We start from the raw sequence: 21,246 nt of genomic DNA on the forward strand, positions 1-21,246 counted from the left end.
GCGCACGCGCGCAACTTATCGCACGCAGCAGATTCACTGCTAAAGGCACTTCGCATTCGGAAGTGGTGTTCCCACCTGATTTCTCGGTCGTGCATGGACTGGCAAGCGTTGTATGTATTGGGCGCAACTACCAACGGGCCGAGTACAGCAGATGGCAACGTGCCGTCATAAGGCAAGTGTCATTGCGAGACCGACACGTTTAGCAAAGAGGAACCCGAACATGGCTGAACAACATGCACGACGCTTACATTCACTTGGCGTTGATCTTGAAACCATCCGCCGCTGGCTAATCCCTTGCTCAACACGAAAAGAGCGCGACGAAATAATCGCCGCGCTCCCATCGCCTAACCCAATCGCGGCCTAGGAGTTTAGGGTTTCAATTTCGCGATAGAATGAGGTCAGTTCGGCCAAAAGCGAGGCTGCATCACCGCTCGCATTGCCTGACCGCTCGATCTTACCTTTGATGTCGCGAATCTTGGCCTCAACTTCCTGTCTTTCGCGCGTATAGGCGTTGACAGGCGTTTCACCCGTTTCATGTAAGTGCTTCATGAAATAGAATGTCCCGGGGTCCCAGCCCTGTTTTTGACGTTCATTCGCTGGTAGCCATGTCTCGCCATCTGGCGACACTTCGACAATTTCCAAAACTAACTCCAAACGGCGCTCTTGTTCGTTCCAGACGTGCCGATGCTTTGACCGATACCATAGCCCGTATAGGCATTCGTTCAGGTCTTTGGGACATTCCTCGTTGCGCCTGTCTCCCCATTTACTATCCACATACCAAGGCTGCTGATCGAACGGCGGCGGACCTTTTGGTATGGCATCGGGATAACCTTGGGCATGCATTTCGTCGAACTTCTCACCGTACTCCCGTCTGAGAAAATCACTATGGACACTCTCAATTGGCACCAATGGGTCTACCGGGTCGGATAAGTCGATAAGGCGAGTGTGGTGCCTAAATGCTTTGTCGTGCAAATCGACAAAGAGGCATCGCGCGTTGTCAACGTCCAAACCTTCTTCGATCACCTTGGTATAGAAGTACGATACCAGCCCATGCGCATGTCGCTCACGGTAGGAAGCCTCACACAATTCACGGCCCAGTGATGCATACTCGGCGCGTTCACAAGCATACATGACTTTCGACCACCACTGATCGACAGCATCCTTGACCTCAGCAACTTTGTCGCTCGCCATAGGACGACCAGAAAACCAAGCATTGAAGGTTGATTGCGACGCTGAGAAGCACAACACGTCGCGCCACCAAGTCGCGCCGCCAATTTGCTTCATCCATAAGTGTAAATCGACTTTCGGCGGCCCCGCATCAGGCAGATACTTGCGGGGGTGCGCCGTCTGATCCGTCATAAGGCTATCAATGGAAGCGACGATGCCCTCCCAAACTTCCTTACCATTCAGCGCACGATTCCAAGTGCTGTAGTCTTTGGCTTCATCAAAGGGGTCATCTTCAAAATCCCGATTGCAAATCTCAACAATTCGCTGCTTTGTGACATTAAAGCGCAATAGCGCCTCGGTGTCGTTTGTGTGCATCCTTGCGGTGATGCGCTCCTTGCCCAAACGTGCCATTAGCAACACCCCACTTGTTTTTTCTTCGCCCACGCCATGACCTGATGCAAGTCGTAGCGAACAGTTCGCTGGCTGAAGTAAATCGCTGGGGGTGCGTCACCGCGTTCTTTCATCTCATAAAGAAGCCGCTCCGAAATCTGCATGAAGTCGCAAACTTGGGACGGCGTCATTAGGCGAGGATTGTTCAAGCGGGTTTCGAGTTCTTCAACGCGTGACTCGAGTACGCACAGGTTTTCTGTGAACATAGCAATGGTGCCCTTTATATCATGTCCAAATTGACAGACAGGTTTCCGTTGCTACCGGTGGCGCTTTTCCCTTCAACTCAGGACGTAGGCCACAAACGCGACCCCGAGTATATGCTGGTGCCCGCCAACAATGACGCGCGGCGTCTCACGACGATGCATTCGCACATCGAAAATATGGTGCACCATCAACGCTGCTTCAAGTCTGGAAACTAGGTCTTACGCCAATTCGCTCGAAATACACTGTTTCTATATCGTCCACAGCGCGACGATTACCCATACGCTTGAGGTATTTCATTAGCATGTCACTGCCCTCGCCTGCTTTTTTGTCTCCACGCAGAAAATGAGCGACGTAGCCCGGCAAAAATGCCTCGGCTGACGCCTGCATAAAGTGACGCCGCCCATCATGAGGCAGGAAAACGCGGACAACTTCATCGTTTATGGTGGCGAACGTTCCTTTGGGGTCGGTAATATATCCAGTCGCAGACGACGCCGGGAACACCCAATCGCTGCCTGACTGCCGGACGGACAACAGCAAGTCGATTACCGTGTCCATCACCGGCAATGTCCGCGCGAGTTTGTTTTTCATCTTGGTCAAGTGGATGGTCTTGTTCTGCAAATCGACCTGATCCCAAGACAAAGAGCAAACATTCTCAGACCGGATACCCGTCAGGAACATGATGGCGACGGCAGTCCCGACGATAACGTTCTTCTCGCGCCGCGCCATGATCGCCTCCCAGATCACAGACCAGTCGTCTGCGTCGAGATCGTGTGCGCGGGCGACCCCCGTCCATTGCGCTTCGGTCTCATCGCTCCGGGCCACACGCGTTCTCTTTTGACCGACCGGATTTACGACAGGCGCGAAGTTGAACGCGTTGCCAATACCGATACGCACGGCTCTCGCTGTCGCCTTCTTACCATCAGCCATCAGGCGGTTTAGCACGGCCTGCACGTTGGCGGAGGTCACGTCAGCGACATTGCTATCCATGATCTCTGGAGCATGCATCTCGAGCTGACGCGTCATGCGCGCTCGGTGCGCTTCGGACATACCGCCCTGCGCCTGTGACGTATCGCACCAGAATCGCCAGCCATCGCGCACCGTCTGAATGTCGCTCTTGGCAACACCTGTCTTGGTGTCGCCCTGTTTAAACGCCGTGAGGGCATCCATTGCCGGGAACCCGCCGATCTTGATGGACTTCGTTTTCCCATCGACCTTGCGCTTGATGTACCACGTGCTCTTGGTCTTGCCGACATTCAGATAAAGGCCCGGAAAGCGGTCGCCATCGTGGCGATACATGCCCGTAGAGGTTTTCAACAGGCGCGCGGGCTTGGTGAAGTCGATTGCGGTGGTCATCTGTCATGCTCCGATTTTGCAACGTTTTGCAACGCATGACGTCATTAAGGTGCATTCAGGCGCACTGTCAACCGATTGATTATCGTTGCAAAACCGGTCCAAACTATTGTTTTCACTGATTAACTGCACCAACATGCACCAAGTGCATAAATATCGTCGCTTGACTGTTAATCAATTGGTCGTAGGTTCGATCCCTACCGCCGGAGCCAAAAATCTCTCAGCGCGCAGATAATCACTCCATCTTTTCGGTGGTTTCCGCTCGATGTTGACGCACTGTCGCTGCTTTTTCGTTTCGCTTCTTCAAATGTTGGCCATCGCGCATTGTGCGGTGTCATTCCTGTCCGCGCTTAACTATTCTGCGCAGTGAGAGGAGGCCACATGACCAATCGATTTGACGAAGGGATGCGCACGCGGCGCGCGGTTCTGGGCGATGCGCATGTTGATGCCGCTGAGGCGGCCAAGACGGATTTTGACGCGCCCTTCCAGACACTTATCACCGAAGGCGCTTGGGGCACCTTGTGGTCCGACGACACGATCAGCCGCCGCGAAAGGTCGATGCTAACACTCGCCCTGCTGGCCGCGACCGGCAATTTCGAAGAGATTCCGATGCATGTGCGCGCCACCGCGCATACCGGTGCCAGCCCCGAGGACATCATGCAGGCGTTCATGCATGTGGCGATCTATGCGGGCGTGCCGAAGGCGAACCATGCGATCAAACTGGCCAAGGCCACGCTGGCGCAGATGGAGGAGGGCCAATGACAAAACCGCCCGCCGAGTTCTACCAATGGGACCGCGACCGCCACCCGCCCGGCTATACGCCCAATTACAAGACGAGCGTCGCGCGCTCCGCCCAATATGCGCTGATTTCGCTTGAAAATACTGTCAGTGAGGTCACCGGACCGCGCTTTGGGCACGGTGATATCGACCCGATGGACCGGGATCTTCTCCACAATTATGCCGCCGATGGGCAAAGCGCGATGGGCGAGCGGATCATCCTGCATGGACGGGTGCTGGACGAAAACGCGCGGCCGATCCCCAACACGCTGGTAGAGATCTGGCAGGCCAATGCCGGGGGGCGCTATCGCCACAAGAAAGATGGCTATCTTGCGCCGATTGACCCCAATTTCGGCGGCTGCGGGCGCACGCTCACGGACGAGGATGGCTATTACTATTTCCGAACAGTGAAACCCGGGGCCTATCCCTGGCGCAACCGTGTGAATGACTGGCGCCCGGCGCATATTCACCTGTCGATCTTCGGCACCGCCTTTGCGCAGCGGCTGATCACGCAATGCTATTTCGAGGGCGACCCGCTGATCGCGCGCTGTCCCATCGTGCAAAGCATTCCCGACCCGGACGCGATCGACCAATTGACCGCCGTGCTGGATATGAATGCGACGATCCCTCTGGACACAATCGCCTATCGCTTCGACATCGTGCTGCGCGGGCGACGCTCGACCCTGTTTGAAAACCGGTTGGAGGGGAATTGATGGCGCAAAAGCTGAATTACCTCAAACAGACGCCGTCGCAGACCGCAGGCCCTTACGTGCATATCGGGCTTGCCCCCGGTGCTGCGGGGTTCGACATCTATGACACCGAACTTGGGCAGGACATTGCGGGGCCGAACGCGGCAGGCACACGTATCCGCGTCGAAGGGCTGGTCATTGACGGGACGGGAAGTCCGATCAAGGACGTGATGCTGGAGGTTTGGCAAGCGAACGCGCAGGGCATCTATGCGCATCCCGAAAACGCGGGCACGGTCGAAGACGGGTTTCGCGGCTGGGGCCGTGTCATCACTGATTTCGACACCGGCGAATGGGGCTTTGACACGGTGAAGCCCGGCCCCGTTCCGGGACGCGGCGGCACCCTGCAAGCGCCGCACCTGTCCCTGTGGATCGTGGCGCGCGGTATCAACATGGGCTTGAATACGCGGATTTATTTCGAGGATGAGGCCGAGGCGAATGCCACCGACCCGGTGCTGAACACGATCGAATGGGAACGCCGCCGGGCCACGCTGATCGCCACAAGAAGCGAAAGGGACGGCCTGCCCGTCTATCGCTTTGACATTCAGCTTCAGGGGCAGGACGAAACCGTGTTTTTCGACATCTGAGCGGCCGGCGCCGGCAAGTCAGTTCGGCGCCTGCCCCCGGCTTTGGCGCAAATCATCGATCACACCGAACCACTGGCGCTCTCCGGTTCGGTTGCCAAGCGCTTCGGCTTCGTCCAGCAGCCCCGCTGCCAACCGGGTGTTGCCGTCCTGATATTCAACCTCGGACAGCATGATCAATTGCACCGTCCGGTGGATAAAGACCCCCATCCGGTCATAGGCGTGGATCGACAGTTCCAACGCTTCGCGCCCCGCCGCGCTATCGCCCTTCATTGCCAGCAACGCGCCTTCCAGCATCTGGGCATAGACCTGCCAATAGGGAAAGCGCCGGTCATCGGCGATGCGCCGAAGCCGCGTGGTGTGTTCTTCCAACATGGTTTCATCGCGGATCAACCAGCCGATCCCGCCCAGCAGCGAATGGGTGAGCGACTGGCTGTAGGGGTGGCTCATCCGGTAGGCCCGGTCGCGGCCTGCCTCCAGCCGGGCCAGCCCGGCCTCACGCGCCCCGTCCAGCCATTGTTCATACCCGCCCAGAACCAGCGCGACCACCTGCGGACACACGGCGTATTTACTGGCCAGCTCGGCGGTGTTCTGATCGCGGGTCAGGTCGATGACCCGGTCAAGATAGGTCAGCATCGGGGCGCAATTGCCCATGATCCACTGTGTGCTGCCCGCGCAGCGATTGGCCAGGATCTGCCGTTCTGCCGTTGGGTGGGCTTCCGCGATCTCCAACATCTCGGCGGCGATGCGCTGCGACATGTCCAGATGCCCCGCCATCCAACGATGTCCCCACAGCCCGAACAAGGCCTGAAAACGGCTTTGCACATCCCCGATACTGGCGGCGATTTCTTCGGCCCTGTCAAAGGCGCGCACTGTCTCGCGCGAGGTATAGCCCTCTACCGCGATCAGCGGGATTCCGATGGCGCTTTGAATCTCAAGCTCCAACCGGGCGGCTTCGGCGGGATCGATCCGGTCGCCTGCCGCGACCAGCGCACGCGCCTGTTTCAAATGGCGCAGCGCTTCGGCGTTGGCCGATTGTGCGATGGCGTTGCGCCCGGCTTCGATCAGATAGGTCACGGCCTTCTGCGTCTGGCGCGCCGCCTCACAGTGCCGCGCCAGAATTTCCGGCAGCGCCACGGGTCCGTCCACACTGCCATCTTCCATGACCTTGACGATCCGGCCATGAATCCGCCGCCGGTCCTTGCGCAGCATCAGCCCATAGGCCACGTCCTGGATCAAGGCGTGCCCGAACACCAACGGCTCCGACCCGCCTTCTGGCAGGGAATGGATCAACTGCGCGTCCGACAATTCCTTGAGCGCCCCCTTGAAGCGGTCATCGTCATAGCCTGAGACTTGCCGCAGCAAGCCCTGCGGCACCTCGCGCCCGATCGCGGCGGCGACCTGCGCAAGATGGCGCGCTTCGGGCAAGGCATCCAACCGGGCCGAAAGCGAATCCACCAAGCTGTCCGGCACCAGAAGCTCTCCGGTCTGCGCATCGGTTTCAGGGGCCTCGCCGCGCGCCAAACGCTCCATCACCGCCTTGGTCAGTTCCTCGGCGAACAGTGGCACCCCCTGCGCCCGCTGCACAATCGCCGCAATGGTGCTGGGCGGGATGTCCACGGGCTTGGCAGCCTCGATCACCAACGCGGATGTGTCGGTATTGGTCAGCCGATCCAGCCGGTAATGGGTGGCGATACCCAATTGCGGCTCGCCCTGCTCTGCATCCGACCGGAAGGTCACGATCACCAGCAGCGCCCGCGTCGCGCAATGTTCCTGCAACAGGTCAATCAGGCGCTTGGTCGTCGGGTCGGCCCAGTGCACATCCTCAAAGAACGCAAGGATCGCGCCCCTTTGCGACAGCGCATCGAACAGCGACACCAAAAGCAGCAGCGTCTCTTCCATCCGCTGGCGCGGCGTCATGTCGAGCGGCGTCACAAAGCCCTCGATATCCACCGACAGCAGCGCCGCCATCAATGCCAAAGACCGCCCGTCATTCAGCCGCAGATCCGCCATCCAAAGCCGCAACTTTTCGAATTGCGTGTCCGGCTCGTCGCCGGGCGTCAGGCCGATCTCTTGCCGCAGCCGGGCAATCACCGGGTAGAGCGCGGTACCCGTGTGATGCTGCGACGACTGGAAAGTCAGCAGAAACTTGGAATCGAAATGCGCCTCGTTGAAAAACGCATTGGCCAGCCGCGATTTGCCAATCCCCGCCGGACCCGACAGCAGCACCGTCTGCCCGCGACGTTGGCGTGCTTCGGCCCAATGCTCCACCAGCCGCTCCACATCATGCACCCGGCCCACGAAGGGCGTCAGCACGTCCGAACGGCGACTTTCAAAGCGCGTCCGGTCGGTATTTTCGCCCACCACCCGGTAAGGCGTGATGGATTCGGCCAAACCGCGCAGCACGCGAGGCTCCAACGCGGCATATTCGAACCGGCTGCCCGCAAGTTGCCGTGTATGCGGGCTGATCACGATCTCGCCCGCCTTGGCCGCGCTCAGCAACCGCTGCGCGACATTGGGGGCTTCGCCGAAAATATCCTCATCCGGTCCCTGCCCGTCTTTGAAACTGCCGACAACGACCTTGCCGGTATGGATGCCGATGCGCACCTTGATCCATTCGGGCGCGCCGCCTTCGAGCCGGATCGGGTTTTCGGCATGGATACGTTGGATGTCCCGCGCGGCCAGGATCGCCCGTTCCACGTCATCCTCATGCGCCTTTGGATAGCCGAAAAATGCCAGCACCCCGTCGCCCATGAACTTGGCGACATAGCCCTTGAAGTTGCGGATCGCTTCGGCGCTCCGGTCCGAATAGCCCCGCAGCAACTCGCTGAAATCCTCGGGGTCGAGCCGATGCGCCAATTCGGTGGAGCCGACCATATCGCAAAACAGGATGGTGACGTGACGCCGTTCCGCCGACCGGGCCTGCGCATGGCCACCATTGCGGTTGCGTTTGCGCAGCAGGTCGGACACGGCCGTCATCAGCTTTCGCCGATCCCCGACAGGCAGCCCGATTTCGCGCAACTCATCAACCGTAAGTTGCGGCAGGACTTCAAGGTCGACGGCTTGCTCGGCCAGCATGCCCGCATAGCGTTCTAGGCCGTGCTGCTCAAGGAACTCTGCCAGAGCATTTGCGCCGGAATCCATGTGCAACCACCCCCAATTTTAAAGTGATATGGTAGGCGACGCCGGTGAATGCGTCCAGCATCGCCCACCCGTATTACGAGCTTTACGGCTGTGTTTGGGCGGGTTCCGGCACTGGCACAAGGGAAATCAATCTATAGTTGCGCACTTCAAGGGCCATCGCCCGCTGCGTGCGATACAGGTCCAATGCCGCCCGGAAATCGGGTAGCGCGGACAGATCGGCCCAGTTTGAAACTCCGTGACTGGCCAGGATTTCACGCTCTGCCATGTCCAGAAATTGCGGCTGCGGCGCGGTCCCACGCGCCACCATCAGGTCGACCGCCTTGCGAAAGACGCTGAAGCGCATGAAGAGCGGCGAAAGCTGCGGCGCGCCGTCATCAAAAGCTTGGCGCAGCGCGGCGGTGTCCGCCGCAAGGATCTGCGCCTGCGAGGGTACTGGAAATGGCGCGTCATTCAGCGCCCCGGCGCATAAGGCCCAGAGCCAGAAATCGGGAATGACCTTGGGCATGTCGTAGCCCGCGAACGGATCGGGTCCACGCTCGCGCGGCTGTCCCATGCGGCCCACGGGCGCACGCAGATCGGCGCGGACATGGCTGGCCAGCCGCGCGGTTCCTTGGTGCCGCCGCACAAACCGGCAGCAGGCCAGCACGTCTGCCCGTTTAATGTCATGGGCTTTCAACGCGCGCAGAACATCTGCGCCAAGGGGCATCCCCGCCGCAGCCGCGATCCGGGCCCAACTGCGGTCCTGATAGGTCAGGTTTTGTGCCGCCTCCATCAGCGCCGCAGTCTGAGTCTGCGCCAGATGCCCCTCCCGGTGCGCGCGGCGCAAGGCGAACCGGATCGACACCAAAGCCAGCGTTACCGGCGGATAGGCCCGATCCGGTACATGCAGCACCGCGACCTCATCTTCCGAGGTCAGCACGCCGCGCCGAAACAGACGAAAGACCGCGCCCTGCCCGACCGCCCCGGCAACCGCGCAATCAGCCGCCCGCAGCGCGCCCATGCTGGCCGCGCCCACAACCGCCGCGCCATCCTCCATCACATCGACGATCTCGCGCGGAGCCACCGCAAGCGCGTCAGAGAAAACGCCATCAAAGATCACGAACAGCCCGAAATTGAGCATCCGATACCGATAGAGATCGCCGCGCGCCACAGGCGGCACGATCACGGCATCGGGCAATATCTGCCGTACAGAGTCCGCATCGCAGGACGGGCCAAGAAAGACCAACGGCACCTCACGCGGGGGCGTCACCATGGGCTTCTCACACCGGGCCTCTCACAAAATGTGACGCATGGCGCGCCAGCCAGGCCGGTGGCGATCCACCACATAGCTTGCCAGCCCCGGCACCCGGACGCGCACCACCGGCACGCCCAGATCCGGGTCTGTCATATTGACCACCAAGACACGGCTCAGCCCGACCTCCCGCAGCTTGCCAAGGCACCATGCGATATCCTGGGAGACCGAGCCAAAGACAGGCGGCGGCGCGGATAACGCCCCTTGGGCTGCGCCAGCACTGGTGCCGCTTGGCCGATGCGCCTCATGGCGGGCGGGCTCCATCACGTTGAAACTGTCCCGCGTCCCCTGCCGCGCCCCCAAACGCGATTGATGCGCCTCGGTCAACGCCCGGCGCGCCGCGATATCCACCTGCGGATCGCAGCCCCAGCCGCCAAACACCATCTGCTGCGGGCCATGGGCCGTGTCATAACCTCCCTCGATCAAGCGGCAGGCCACAACCGGCACGCCGATATCGGTGGTGATCTCCTCCAGCTCGACGCGCTGCTGCGGGCCTACCTCTCCGATGACGCCTGCGACCCCTTCGGAACTCAGCAGACGGCGCGCAGGTGCAATCCCGCCCGCATGGCCGAAATGGTCGAAAAACAGATGCGCGCTGATCGCATCGCGTTCGATCACCTCAAGCAGCCCATGGCGGATCGCCTCGCCATAGGTGCCGCCCGAGGCCAGACCGTTGGTGTCCACCTGGTCCAAGATCCCCTCAGCGGGCGGTGACTGGCACAGATCCAGCGGTAACCACAACGCATGACCGCGCAGCAAATCCCAACCTTGCACCCACGAAAACTCCCGCGCCGGATCATAGCGCGTGCTTGGTGGCAAATCGCAGGAAACGGGGTCGAGGCAGGCCTCCCCAATGGCCTGCATCTGCTGCAAGGACGCGCGCCGCACCGGTTGATGCACCCGCTCTGCCGAGACACGCTCAATCGCTTCCATCACCGCGCTGATCCGGGCCGCGCGGCGCGTCAGCCCCTTTCCCATATGGGTTGTCAGGTCGCGCGCCAACGGCGTGGTGGCCGAAAAGACGGGCGCTGCGCCTCTCTCCAGCCGAGACACCTCGGACACCCGCGTCACCGGCACCCGCGGCACGGCCCGGGCGATCATCGCGTCAAGCGCCGTGTCCGAAAGCACCCGGCCCGCCGCCCTGTCGCGCTTGCGATCAGGCTCCCCCCGCGTGAGCGGACAGGTCAGCACATTCACAGACCCAGAGCGATAATCCGGCCTTTTTCATTGCCATGTTCGTGAATGAAGATGTGCGACTTGGTCTTCACCGCCAGATCGACCAGCGTGTTGACCTGATCGATCGTCAATTCGGCAATCGCCTGCTGCACATGATCGGGAATATCCTCGGGGTTCACCCCCGCTGGAATGGCCCGCTTCTGCGGGTTGCCGTCCTTATCGACGGTATCCTGCATCGCTTTGAAATTGCTTTCGAAATCACCATAGCTCGCCATTGTTTCCATCCCAAGCTGGTTTCAATACAAATTTTCTGAAATCTCTACCCACTCCCGGGATGGTAGCAGGAAGGCTTACAACCTGTCCAGTTTTCACGCGCCCGCGCCGCGCTTGACAAGTTGCGGAGCCTGCTGCGCTTAATGGGTCTTATTCGATATCGGCCGCGCCGTGATTTTGCTGGCGGTGTTTTGATGGCCCAAGGGGGTAAGACCCATTCACGCAAAAGGGAGTTTCGTCATGAAAGATCAGACCGCGCCGCCGCCCAGCACACGTTTGCGCACGCAGATGATGCTGTTCACCGGCCCTCTCGAAGCGAAGTTCGAAGAGCTTTGGGGCAGTTCCAATCCCGCAGAGATGATCCCGTCCTTTCTTGTCCTGCTTCACCAGATCATGCGCGCATCGCTGCCTGTGATGGAAGCGGCCGTGCGCCGCTGCGAAGCGATTGGCGATGCCGATCCGGTCTGCGCGCCGCTTGCGGCCTATCTGGCGCATCACATCGACGAAGAGCGCGACCATGATGTCTGGGCGCTGGAAGACCTGGAGGCCGCCGGGTTCGATCCGAAAATCGCGATACGCCAAGTCCCGCCACCTTCGGTCGCGCGGCTGGCCGGGGCGCAGCGTTATTGGGTGGAACATCACCATCCGGTCATGCTGCTGGGCTGCATCATGGTGTTGGAAAGCTTTCCACCCAGCGAAGAGATCATCGACCAGATGCGCGACAGATCGGGGCTGCCCGAAGAGTCCTTTCGCACCTTCCGGCTGCACGGCGCGCTGGATCCGCAGCACAGCGCCGACCTGTTCGATTGCATCGACCGTTTGCCACTGACGCCCTATGACGTCGATATGATCGCGACCAGCATGATCGCGTCGATGGAATCCCTGACCGAATGTATCGGCGCGCTGCGTCCGATTGATTGGCAGACGCGGCGCGCCGCCTGACGCGCCGCCCTGAAAACCGATCCGATCAGGCGAAAATCACATCGCCTGCGTCGAACAGGGATTGCGAGAAATAATCGATATAGATGACGTCGCCGCCGCCGAAATCGATACGCATGGCGCTGCCCGTGTCGGACGCCAGTGCCGCGACCTCGGAAAAGGCGCTGAACCCAAAGGCCGACACGTCGATCACATCGGTGCCGTTCTCGAAATCGCGGATACGGTCGAACCCACCCGCGCCATCTGCGCTGCTGGCAAAGCGGAACACATCGCGCTGCCCGTCATTGGAGCCGCCGCCATAGCCACCAAAGAGCATATCGTCCCCTGCGCCGCCTTCGATGATGTCGGTGCCGCCTTCTCCCATGATGAAATCGTCGCCCGCACCGCCGTAAAGCGCATCGCCATTGCCGCCGCCGCGGATGTCATCCGCACCATCGCCGCCATGGATCTGATCGCCGCCAAGGTTGCCACGCAGGTTGTCATTGCCCGAACCGCCGTAAATCTCGTCCGCGTCACGCCCGCCATAGATATAATCCGCACCGGACCCACCATCGAGAATGTCACTACCGCCAAGACCCAGAAGCACGTCGGACCCATTGCCGCCGCTCATGGTATCAACACCGTCCTCGCCGCGCATATAGTCATCCCCGGCGCCGCCATCGAACGTATCATTACCGCCCTTGCCGCTGAGAATGTCATCATCCGCGCCGCCCATCAGGATATTGTCGCCGCTATCCCCGATCAGCCGGTCGATCCCGTCCGAGCCGATCACGTTCTCCACCGAAATCAGAACGTCATCGCCCTCGACAGAGCGGGAGAACCCGTGTGTCAGATACACCGAAACGCCATAATCGTCAGACGCATAGCTTATCCAATCGGATCCATCGCCCCCGTCGACCATATCCGCCCCCGCGCCCGCGTCGATCACGTCGTCGCCGTCCCCGGCCTGCACTGTATCGTCGCCGCCAAGCGCGGTGATTTCGTCGTCACCATGGGTGCCGGAGATGAAATCGCCGCCCGCGCTGCCGACCCAAGCGCCATCTTCGGACTGGACCGCGCCCGCGATGCCCAGCGTGCGCAGGTCATTATCGCTTGAGGCCAGCAGGATCGCCTGCGACGTGCTGATATCGGTATTGAGAACCGAGACATTCGTGATTTCACCGTCGAACAACCATTCAAGGTTATTCGCGCTCTCCGTCCGGTAGCGGGTCGAGGCGCCAATCATGGTCGAGCCGTCATTGCCCAGCATATCCGCGACGAAATCCGTGTTCTGGCTGACCAGATCGCCATCCACGAAGAGCGACACACCATCCTGCCCATAGGCAAAGGCGATATCGTATTCACGCCCCGCCTCGATCTTGGTGTTATAGCGCAGATAGGCGTCGCCATCAGTGGATTGAAGCCGCGTGCGCAGATAGCCGTAATCGTCGATCCAGATGGTCAGATGCCCGCCATCGCCATAGCCGGAGAAATCCTTCGACAGCAGCGCCTGATGGCCCGCGCCCGGTTCGTTGGCACTGAAGGTAAGCACATAGGTGCCCGCGCTTTGCTGTTCGCCGGCCATATGCGCCATCTCCATCACGGTCAGCCCGTTGAAGCTGCCGCCGCCATGGGAGTTGACCTGCGCCAAGACGTTCTGCCCGCTGCCGGGGTTCCAGGCGAAACTGCCGGACGCGGAGTCCATGAACGGGTTCACCGACCATGCCATCGGATCGGTCGTCAGCGGACGCCCTTCCACATCGCGGTCGTCATAGCCGAACAAATCACCGGGCCGCGCCACCGAGGACGGATCGTCAGAGGGCGCAAGCGCTTCTTGCAGATCGTCGATGGTCTGGACGATGCCCAGATGCGCGCCCGGATCGGTTTCGACCATGTCTTCGGTCACCAGATCCCCGATCACCGCGAGAATGCCAAGCTCGTCCTCGTCATGCGCGCCACCATTGGAGCCTTGCTGCGAATACAGCCGGATCAGCGACAACACGGAATCGTCGATCCCGTCTGCATCCGTGTCCACCGTGTCATAGGTGATTTCGATGTTGGTCGTATGCCCGATGACGGAAATCGTGTCCTCGTCAGCGTTGAAATCGCCGAAGATATCGATGCCGATACCGTCAACCCAATGGTCGTGGACCTGTGCATTTTCGCCGGCCACCCCATGCCAATGGATCATGCGCCCATCGGTCATCACATTGTCGAGGATCGCATCCTTCTTGCCGTTGATATAGGTGCGCACCGCCATGTGGTCCGCGCCCGCGCCACCAAGGAAAATGTCGTCCGCATAAAGCGGCTGATCGATCCAATCGACCAGCTTGAGCAGCGCATCGTCGATCGACGGATCGGGATAGGGGCGGATCGGCTGATCCACACCCATTTCATACAGCACCAGCTGGCCCGCGCGGTCCTCGCCCACATCACTGCCCGAGATCATGATGTCGTCGCCGTCACCGCCCATCACATAGTCAGAGCCGCGCCCGCCATCCAGAATGTCGTCTCCATCCCCGCCCAGAAGCCGGTCATCGCCATAGCCGCCGGTGATGGTGTCATCGCCGCCGCCGCCCTTGAGGTAGTCGTCGCCCGCGCCGCCATCGATAATGTCATCGCCGCCCCAGCCCTTGATCACATCGTCAGAGGCTACCATCGCTTGCGGACCCGACGGGTTGGTAAGCGCCGTGCCGGGGCCGTTCTTCATCAGCTCCTTGATTTCTGCCGTGGTCAGCGCGTCTTGCGCATCGAACCCGCCCCAGATGCCAAATTCGGCCATCGCGCCTTCGAACGCATCGTCAAGGTCTTCGTCATCGGTGGCGAAAGCCTGCGCGGTCTCGTTGATTTCGGTCACCCGCTGATCGGCGCCCAAGATCCACGGCTCTTCATTGCCAAGCATATAGGCTTCTTTGTAGATACCCGGAGAGGCCACGTCGCCTTCGGAAGGCACCCAAAGATCGTCCGACAAGGCCTTGCCGTCCTTGTAGACGGTCACGCCGTCTTCGGTGAAGTTGACCGCCAGATGGGTCCAGACGCCCTCTTTCAGCACCGGCTCTTCGATCTTCCACGACCGGTTGGAGCCGCCATCGCCGGGCGCAAATCGAAGGTAAAGCCCGCCATCCTTGAGCTGAAGCAAGCGGAAATGCCCGCCATCGCCGTTTCCAAGCGCATCCTTGGTCAGGATCGCACCGGTGCTGTCCAGATTATCGGCCCGAACCCAAAGCGCGATCGTGCCCTGCGTGACCTGGAAGGCCGAGTCATGGGCGAGATAGGCGAAATCGGATTCCCCGTCGAATTTCAGTGCCTTCACGCCGTCACGCGGACCATTCGCCGCGTCCCAGGTGCGCAGCACAGCCTGATTTTCGTAAAGCGTATAGGCCTTGACGGGGCCAAGCTCTCCGCGCCCATCCTCGTAAGACCCGGTGCCCGTGTAATCGAGCGACCAGAACCCCAAAGCGCCGGGCAATCCGTCCGGCTCCGGCTCGGATACGGGGCCCAAGGTCTCGGCCCCATTGGTGCCGGTGATGGTTTGCCCCTCGGCATCCTCGAAACCAAGCGGGGTGAAAGGATCGCGGGTCAGGACGACATCCTCCGCCTCGGTCGGGCCTGTGATGTAATCCTGGGCCTCGTCCCAGAACGGATTGTCCATCAAATCCGCCGCATCGCCTTCCGGCGCGACATCGACCTCGCCCGCCTCGCGGTAATCATAGCCGTGATAGTCGGTGCCGCCTTCGGTCAGCGTTTTCGTCTCGCCCACCTGCAGGATCGCTTCCGCGATATCCGCATAACCTTCGACCACGCCATAGGTCACGCCCGCGTCGGTCTTGATCGCGTCCACATCGACCAGATCGCCCTCGACGAAGACAACCCCGACAAGGTCGCGGTCATGGGCACCGCCTGCCCCGTGTTGCTTGGATACGGCGGTAATGATGCTCTCCATCACGCCGTCATTGTCGTAATCGACATGCTCCACCGCCACGTTCACCGTGTGGCCGATCACCGCGATATGGTCCTCTTGCGCGTTGTAATCCGCGATCAGATCGAACCCGAAGGAATCCACCCAGTGATCGTGCTGATAATCGTTTTCACCGGCAACACCGGCCCAACGGATCGTGCCATCGGAACGGATGTGCTTTTCGATGCTTTCCTGCGTGCCATTGATCTGCGGCGCGATCAGGAAGGTATCCATCCCGGCGCCACCGACCAGAATATCGTCGCCGACCAGCGGCTGATGTTCATAGCCGTATAGCTTGTCGAATTCCGGGTTGATCTGCCCACCATCGGGGCGCGTCTCGTCGATCACGGTGCGCTGGCCGACTTTCTGCTCCCCCGCGTCAGAGCGCGACACCAGAAGGTCATTACCCGCGCCGCCGATCAGCAGGTCCGACCCGTAACCGCCATCCAGCACGTCGTCGCCATCCCCCCCGTCGAGGCGGTCATCGCCATACCCGCCAAGCAAATGGTCGTCCCCCGCGCGGCCATCCACGACATCGTCGCCGCCAAGCGCATTGATCCGGTCCACACCGGCATCGCCCGTCAGCGTTTCGGGATCGTCGCGCGTCAGCGTGTCCAGCGTTTCGGACGGGTGGTAATCGGCCACATCGACCAGCGGCACATCCGGAGGCGGGTCGGTAAAGTCCCAGATCGACTGGTAAAATGCGCTTTGATCGACAACGAAGCCGTCGATCTCCATCGCGAGCGCCTTGGCCCCGCCGGTTTCGAAATAACGCAGCTGCATGGCGTAAAGGCCGCCTTCGAACTCCGCCGTGACAGAGGTTTCGCCAACCCCGCGCGCGCTGGTGTAATCCGAAAAATCGACCCCACCGAGGTTCAGGTCGAACCCGTCATCGGACCGGATGGAGACCGTATGCACGCCTGCCGGGATATAGACATAGCCCATGACCAGCAGCCCCGACGGCCCCACGACCATGTCCTCGTTCCCCGATGTGACGGTGCCATTGTCGCCCAGAAACTCCTTCAGTGTGGCATCGGTATCGCCCGTCGCAAAGGCCAGTTCGGACACCGCGATATGGGCCTTGGGATCCCCCGCCGCGATCAACTGGTTCAGGCGCGAGATGTTATAGATGCTTTCACCGTCGGAATAGGCATAGCCAACCAAGCCGGTCCCTTCGAGGGGAATACCGGTGACAGCGCTTGCGGCGACGGTCGGCGCGAGGCCGGGAACGGAGGACACGAAAGTCGAGGAGCTGGTGACGGACATACAGGATTTCCCGTTTGAGGAGCATTTGCACTGGCGTGCCGGGGCATCGTGGCGAAACCTAGGCAAGACTTTGACTGCTCCGGCCCAAAGGGTCCGGCACCCCACGCCAATTGGCGCGAGAACGCGTCTATCCAACCTTCTGGTTGCGCCGAACCGAAGCGCGGCATTTCCGTGTTAAGTCTGGCAGTTAACGGCCAAAATTCAGTTAACCGGCCGGGTTTGCACCCGGCTTGCGCAGGAACTTGCACAGGCGCGCGGACGCTGTCGGCGGGAAGCCGCGTTTGCTAAAATCGAAGGCAAATTCACCGCGCGGCGTCAGCGATTTTTTCACATTTGGAAACAAGCTGTCCAATCTCCGGTTGTCTGTTCTGCGCGGCCTCGTCGCTGCCTTTACGCAGGGCGCAATATCGCTGGGCGATTCTTGGTAAATCCGAATGTCAGTTTTGGTTTCGCGAAAGCTGGCCGCAGGCTTATTGCGCGATGCAATCAGTTGCGCCCCTATCCCGCAGACATCAGATCGGAGACTGTCCCATGAAAACTCGCACCAAGGCCGTTGTTATCGGTGGCGGCATCGCCGGTTGCTCCACCCTGTATCACCTGACGCAGGAAGGCTGGACCGACGTGGTGTTGGTGGAACGCAACGAACTGACCAGCGGCACCACGTGGCATTCGGCGGCACAGGTGACCAATTTCGGGATGAACCAGACGATGGTGGGCCTCAAGACCCATTCCATCAACCTTTACAAGGAACTGGCCGAGGACCCCGATTACCCGATCAACTACCATCACGGCGATGGCGGCATCCGTCTCGCCAACACGCAAGAACAGATGCAGGGCTATCGCCATTTCGCGTCCATGGCGCGCGGGATGGATGTCCATTTCGAGGTGATCGACGCCGAGGAATGCGCCCGCCGCCATCCGCTGATCTCAACCGAGAACCTGTTGGGCGGGCTTTGGGATCCTCTGGACGGCGATATCGACCCGGCGCAGCTATGTCAGGCGCTGGCCCGCCGGGCGCGCAAGGCCGGGGCCGAAGTATATCGCAACACGCCTGTTACCGCGCTGACGCAGCACAGCGATGACACATGGACGGTGCATACCGAACAAGGCGATATAGATTGCGATGTGGTGGTCAATGCCGGTGGCTACCGGGTGAACGAAGTCGGCGCGATGACGGGCGTGCACCATCCCGTCGCATCCATGGAACATCAGTATTTCCTGACCGAAGACATCCCCGCCATTACAGAGGCAGGCCACCGAATGCCGCTGCTGCGCTGCCCGATCTCGGATTATTACTGCCGTCAGGAAAAGAACGGGCTGCTGCTTGGCTTCTATGAACAGGGGTGCAAGACATGGGGTATGGACGGGATTGATCCGAATTTCGTCAATGCGCTTTGCCCCGATGATCTGGACCGCGTGACCGATGTGCTGGAAGGCGCATTCGCACGGATGCCCGCCTTGATGGAGACCGGCATCCGCACGGTGGTCAACGGCCCGATCACCTATACGATCGACGGCGCGCCGCTGGTCGGCCCCATCCCCGGCAAGCGGAACGCTTTCTGCATCATCGGACTGCGCGCCGGGCTTGGCGAAGGCGGCGGCCACGGCTGGCTGCTGGCGCAACAGATCGTCCACGGCGAGGCGTGCTATGACACATGGTGTATCGATCCACGCCGCTTTACCGGCCATACGAATGTGGAACTCACGGCGCTGAAGGCGATCGAAGACTATCAGAACGAATTCCGCTTTCACTTCCCGCACGAGCACCGCCCGGCCGGCCGCCCGGCCAAGACAACCCCCCTGACACCGATCATGGCCGCCGAAGGCGCGGAATTCACCACCGTCAACGGATGGGAGCGCGTCGATTACATCAAGCCCGACCCGGAATTTCACCCCAGCTTGACCTTCAATTTCGACGAGGCGTTCGATTGCGTTGCAGCGGAAGTGGCGAATGTGCAGGGCAATGTGGGTCTGTGCGAGGTGAACGGCTTCAACCGGATCGAAATCACCGGCAAGGATCGCCACGCATTCCTTGACCGGATGATCTGCGGCACCGTCACCAAGCGTCCGGGCCGTGTCGGGCTGGGCTATCTGCTGAACGATCATGGGATGATCAAGGCCGAGGCGACGATCGCAAATATTCCCGCCAGCGACCGGGGGCCGGACCGGGTGTGGTATGGATCGGCAGCGGCCAGCGAATATCACGATATGGACTGGCTGCGCGCCCATCTGGACCCGGCCGAGGACGTGCAGCTGCGCAGCCTCACCAATGACCAGACCATCGTGGTTCTGGCCGGGCCGAAAGCGCGCGCGGTCCTATCCGCCGCGGCCCGCGGCGATTGGTCAGCCGCCGCATTCCCATGGCTGAGCCTGCGCGAATGCTTCATCGGCTATGCCCCGGCGACGGTGATGGCGGTCAGCTTCTCGGGCGAATTGGCCTATGAGATTCACGTGCCCAATGCCTCGCTCTATGCTGCTTATCTGGCGCTGCGCACAGCGGGCGAGGCGTTCGGATTGCAACTGTTCGGTGCGCGCGCGGTGGAATCGATGCGGATGGAGAAAGGCTTCTTGCACTGGAAGGCCGATCTGCTGACCGAATTCGACCCGTTTGAAACCGGCCTCGATCGCTTTGTGAAACTGGACAAGGGCGATTTCATCGGACGGGCCGCGCTGATGGGGCGTGTTGCGGATGGCCCCAGGAAAAAGCGCGTCACTCTGGACATCGCCGCCACCCACGCCCCGGCGCGCGGCGGCGCGTCGCTGATGCAGGGCGACACGGTCATTGGCACCATCACATCGGGCGATTGGGGCCACCGGGTCGGACGCAATCTGGCCTATGCCTTTGTCGATCCGCTATTCAGCGCCGAGGGAACGGAGATGTTGCTGGACCTGTGCGGTGATCTGGTGCCCGCGACCGTGATCCCGGACGCGCCCTATGATCCGGGTTTCGACCGCCTGCACGCCTGAGCCTGCATCCAACGGAAAATGGCGGCCCCTTCCCCGGCGCCGCCATTCCACTCGTTACCCGTACAACCTTGGATCGTTACTTCCCGGAAGACACCGCGAAGCTCGAAATTCCACTCATGCCCAGATCGGCCAGCATCGTGGCCGCTCCGGTCGACAGGTCGATGGCGTAAAGCCCGGCGCTGTCCTGCCCGTCTATGTGCAACACCGCATAGGCCGCATCGGTTCCCTCTTGCGGCGACACAATGTCAAATCCGCCCTCGGGCAGGATATCGGCGGGTGCCCCGTCAATGGTGATGAGGCCAATCGTGTCCAGCGTGCCGGCATTATTGGCCAAGTTCACCAAGGCATTGGCCCGCGCATCCAGCGCATATTGGAAGGTGTCGCCCGCCTTCATGCCATCAATCGCGTTGGTATAGGCATTGGCAAAGATCAGCGGCTCCGCCCCGGCGGAGATATCGCCATCCGCATAGGCAAGGCTGGTGAAGCGGCGCACGGAATTGGCCTTGTCATCCCCAAAATCGCCCGGGAAGTAGACAAGATTATCGCCCTGCGACGACACCGCGCGCACCGCGTCGATCTTGTTGTTGAAATCGAACGCAACCACCGCATCCCCAGCGATCATGGCGTTCTCCATGAAGGTCGCGCCCTGATCGACCACGGTGCCGGATTGCGTATCGATGGTGACAATCTTGCCATCGGCGTAACCGATCAGTTCCCCCGTCACGGGGCGCCACGCGATAGAGCGGATGGGGGCCGACAATGCCACGCTGCGCGCGTCTTGCGGCATGGCGATGCTGTCCATCACGATAAGGCGGCTTCCATCGCCCGACAGGGCATACCCCTTTGTCGCGGCATGACCATCGGCTGCGGCGGCTGATCCCAGCGCGATGGTGGCGACGGTGGCGGCGATTGCTGTCTTGAACGTCATTGGACTTGCTCCTTCGGTTTCGCGGCCCGTCAGAGCCGCCGATAAAG

The 21,246-nt window shown here is 60.8% G+C and carries 13 protein-coding genes; 5 read left to right on the forward strand and 8 right to left on the reverse strand.

Features of this window, described 5'->3' with window-relative positions:
• Positions 1-360 precede the first annotated feature (360 nt).
• Together E4Z66_RS03390 and E4Z66_RS03395 are read right to left on the reverse strand one after the other, a co-directional pair.
• Positions 361-1,611 (reverse strand): hypothetical protein, encoded by a 1,251-nt coding sequence (locus E4Z66_RS03390; RefSeq protein ID WP_136461518.1) that lies wholly within the window; start codon positions 1,609-1,611, stop codon positions 361-363.
• Between the two features lie 408 nt (positions 1,612-2,019).
• Positions 2,020-3,174: a tyrosine-type recombinase/integrase gene (locus tag E4Z66_RS03395; RefSeq protein WP_136461519.1), complete on the reverse strand. Its 1,155-nt coding sequence runs from the start codon at positions 3,172-3,174 to the stop codon at positions 2,020-2,022.
• A 378-nt stretch (positions 3,175-3,552) separates the two neighbouring features.
• Here E4Z66_RS03395 and pcaC point away from each other — a divergent pair, with 378 nt between their 5' ends.
• Genes pcaC through pcaG form a run of 3 tightly spaced genes read left to right on the forward strand, consistent with a single transcriptional unit; the run spans position 3,553 to position 5,281 of the window.
• On the forward strand, positions 3,553-3,933 hold the full coding sequence (pcaC, locus tag E4Z66_RS03400) for a 4-carboxymuconolactone decarboxylase (protein WP_136461520.1): 381 nt from the start codon (positions 3,553-3,555) through the stop codon (positions 3,931-3,933).
• Positions 3,930-4,661, forward strand: a complete 732-nt coding sequence (gene pcaH / locus E4Z66_RS03405; protein WP_136461521.1) for a protocatechuate 3,4-dioxygenase subunit beta — start codon at positions 3,930-3,932, stop codon at positions 4,659-4,661. Before pcaC ends, pcaH begins: the two co-directional genes overlap by 4 nt.
• Entirely contained in the window at positions 4,661-5,281 is a 621-nt protein-coding gene (gene pcaG / locus E4Z66_RS03410; protein ID WP_136461522.1) for a protocatechuate 3,4-dioxygenase subunit alpha, read from the forward strand. The genes pcaH and pcaG overlap by 1 nt, the downstream gene beginning before the upstream one ends.
• Positions 5,282-5,299: 18 nt before the next feature.
• On the opposite strand, the gene E4Z66_RS03415 is transcribed toward pcaG, so the two are convergent.
• The 4 genes from E4Z66_RS03415 to E4Z66_RS03430 all read right to left on the reverse strand — a co-directional run bounded on the left by E4Z66_RS03415 (position 5,300) and on the right by E4Z66_RS03430 (position 11,164).
• On the reverse strand, positions 5,300-8,422 hold the full coding sequence (locus tag E4Z66_RS03415) for an ATP-binding protein (RefSeq protein ID WP_136461523.1): 3,123 nt from the start codon (positions 8,420-8,422) through the stop codon (positions 5,300-5,302).
• A gap of 82 nt (positions 8,423-8,504) precedes the next feature.
• Positions 8,505-9,674 carry a TfuA-like protein gene (locus E4Z66_RS03420; RefSeq protein ID WP_136461524.1) on the reverse strand — a complete coding sequence of 390 codons (1,170 nt, stop codon included), beginning with the start codon at positions 9,672-9,674 and terminating at the stop codon, positions 8,505-8,507.
• A gap of 21 nt (positions 9,675-9,695) precedes the next feature.
• Positions 9,696-10,910, reverse strand: a complete 1,215-nt coding sequence (locus tag E4Z66_RS03425) for a YcaO-like family protein (protein WP_136461525.1) — start codon at positions 10,908-10,910, stop codon at positions 9,696-9,698.
• A complete protein-coding gene (locus E4Z66_RS03430; RefSeq protein WP_136461526.1) occupies positions 10,907-11,164 on the reverse strand; it encodes a hypothetical protein in 258 nt (85 codons plus the stop codon). Before E4Z66_RS03430 ends, E4Z66_RS03425 begins: the two co-directional genes overlap by 4 nt.
• A gap of 238 nt (positions 11,165-11,402) precedes the next feature.
• Here E4Z66_RS03430 and E4Z66_RS03435 point away from each other — a divergent pair, with 238 nt between their 5' ends.
• A complete protein-coding gene (locus E4Z66_RS03435; protein WP_211097102.1) occupies positions 11,403-12,104 on the forward strand; it encodes an iron-containing redox enzyme family protein in 702 nt (233 codons plus the stop codon).
• A gap of 25 nt (positions 12,105-12,129) precedes the next feature.
• Here E4Z66_RS03435 and E4Z66_RS19800 read toward each other — a convergent pair whose 3' ends face one another.
• A complete protein-coding gene (locus E4Z66_RS19800) occupies positions 12,130-17,304 on the reverse strand; it encodes a LamG-like jellyroll fold domain-containing protein (protein ID WP_136461527.1) in 5,175 nt (1,724 codons plus the stop codon).
• Between the two features lie 531 nt (positions 17,305-17,835).
• Between E4Z66_RS19800 and E4Z66_RS03445 the strand changes: the two genes are divergently transcribed.
• Positions 17,836-20,271: a GcvT family protein gene (locus E4Z66_RS03445; RefSeq protein WP_136461528.1), complete on the forward strand. Its 2,436-nt coding sequence runs from the start codon at positions 17,836-17,838 to the stop codon at positions 20,269-20,271.
• Positions 20,272-20,347: 76 nt separating this feature from the next.
• Here E4Z66_RS03445 and E4Z66_RS03450 read toward each other — a convergent pair whose 3' ends face one another.
• Positions 20,348-21,199, reverse strand: a complete 852-nt coding sequence (locus tag E4Z66_RS03450; protein WP_136461529.1) for a DUF4394 domain-containing protein — start codon at positions 21,197-21,199, stop codon at positions 20,348-20,350.
• Positions 21,200-21,246: the final 47 nt, after the last annotated feature.

It is taken from the genome of Aliishimia ponticola, assembly GCF_004803475.1.
Classification (GTDB): Bacteria; Pseudomonadota; Alphaproteobacteria; order Rhodobacterales; family Rhodobacteraceae; genus Aliishimia; species Aliishimia ponticola.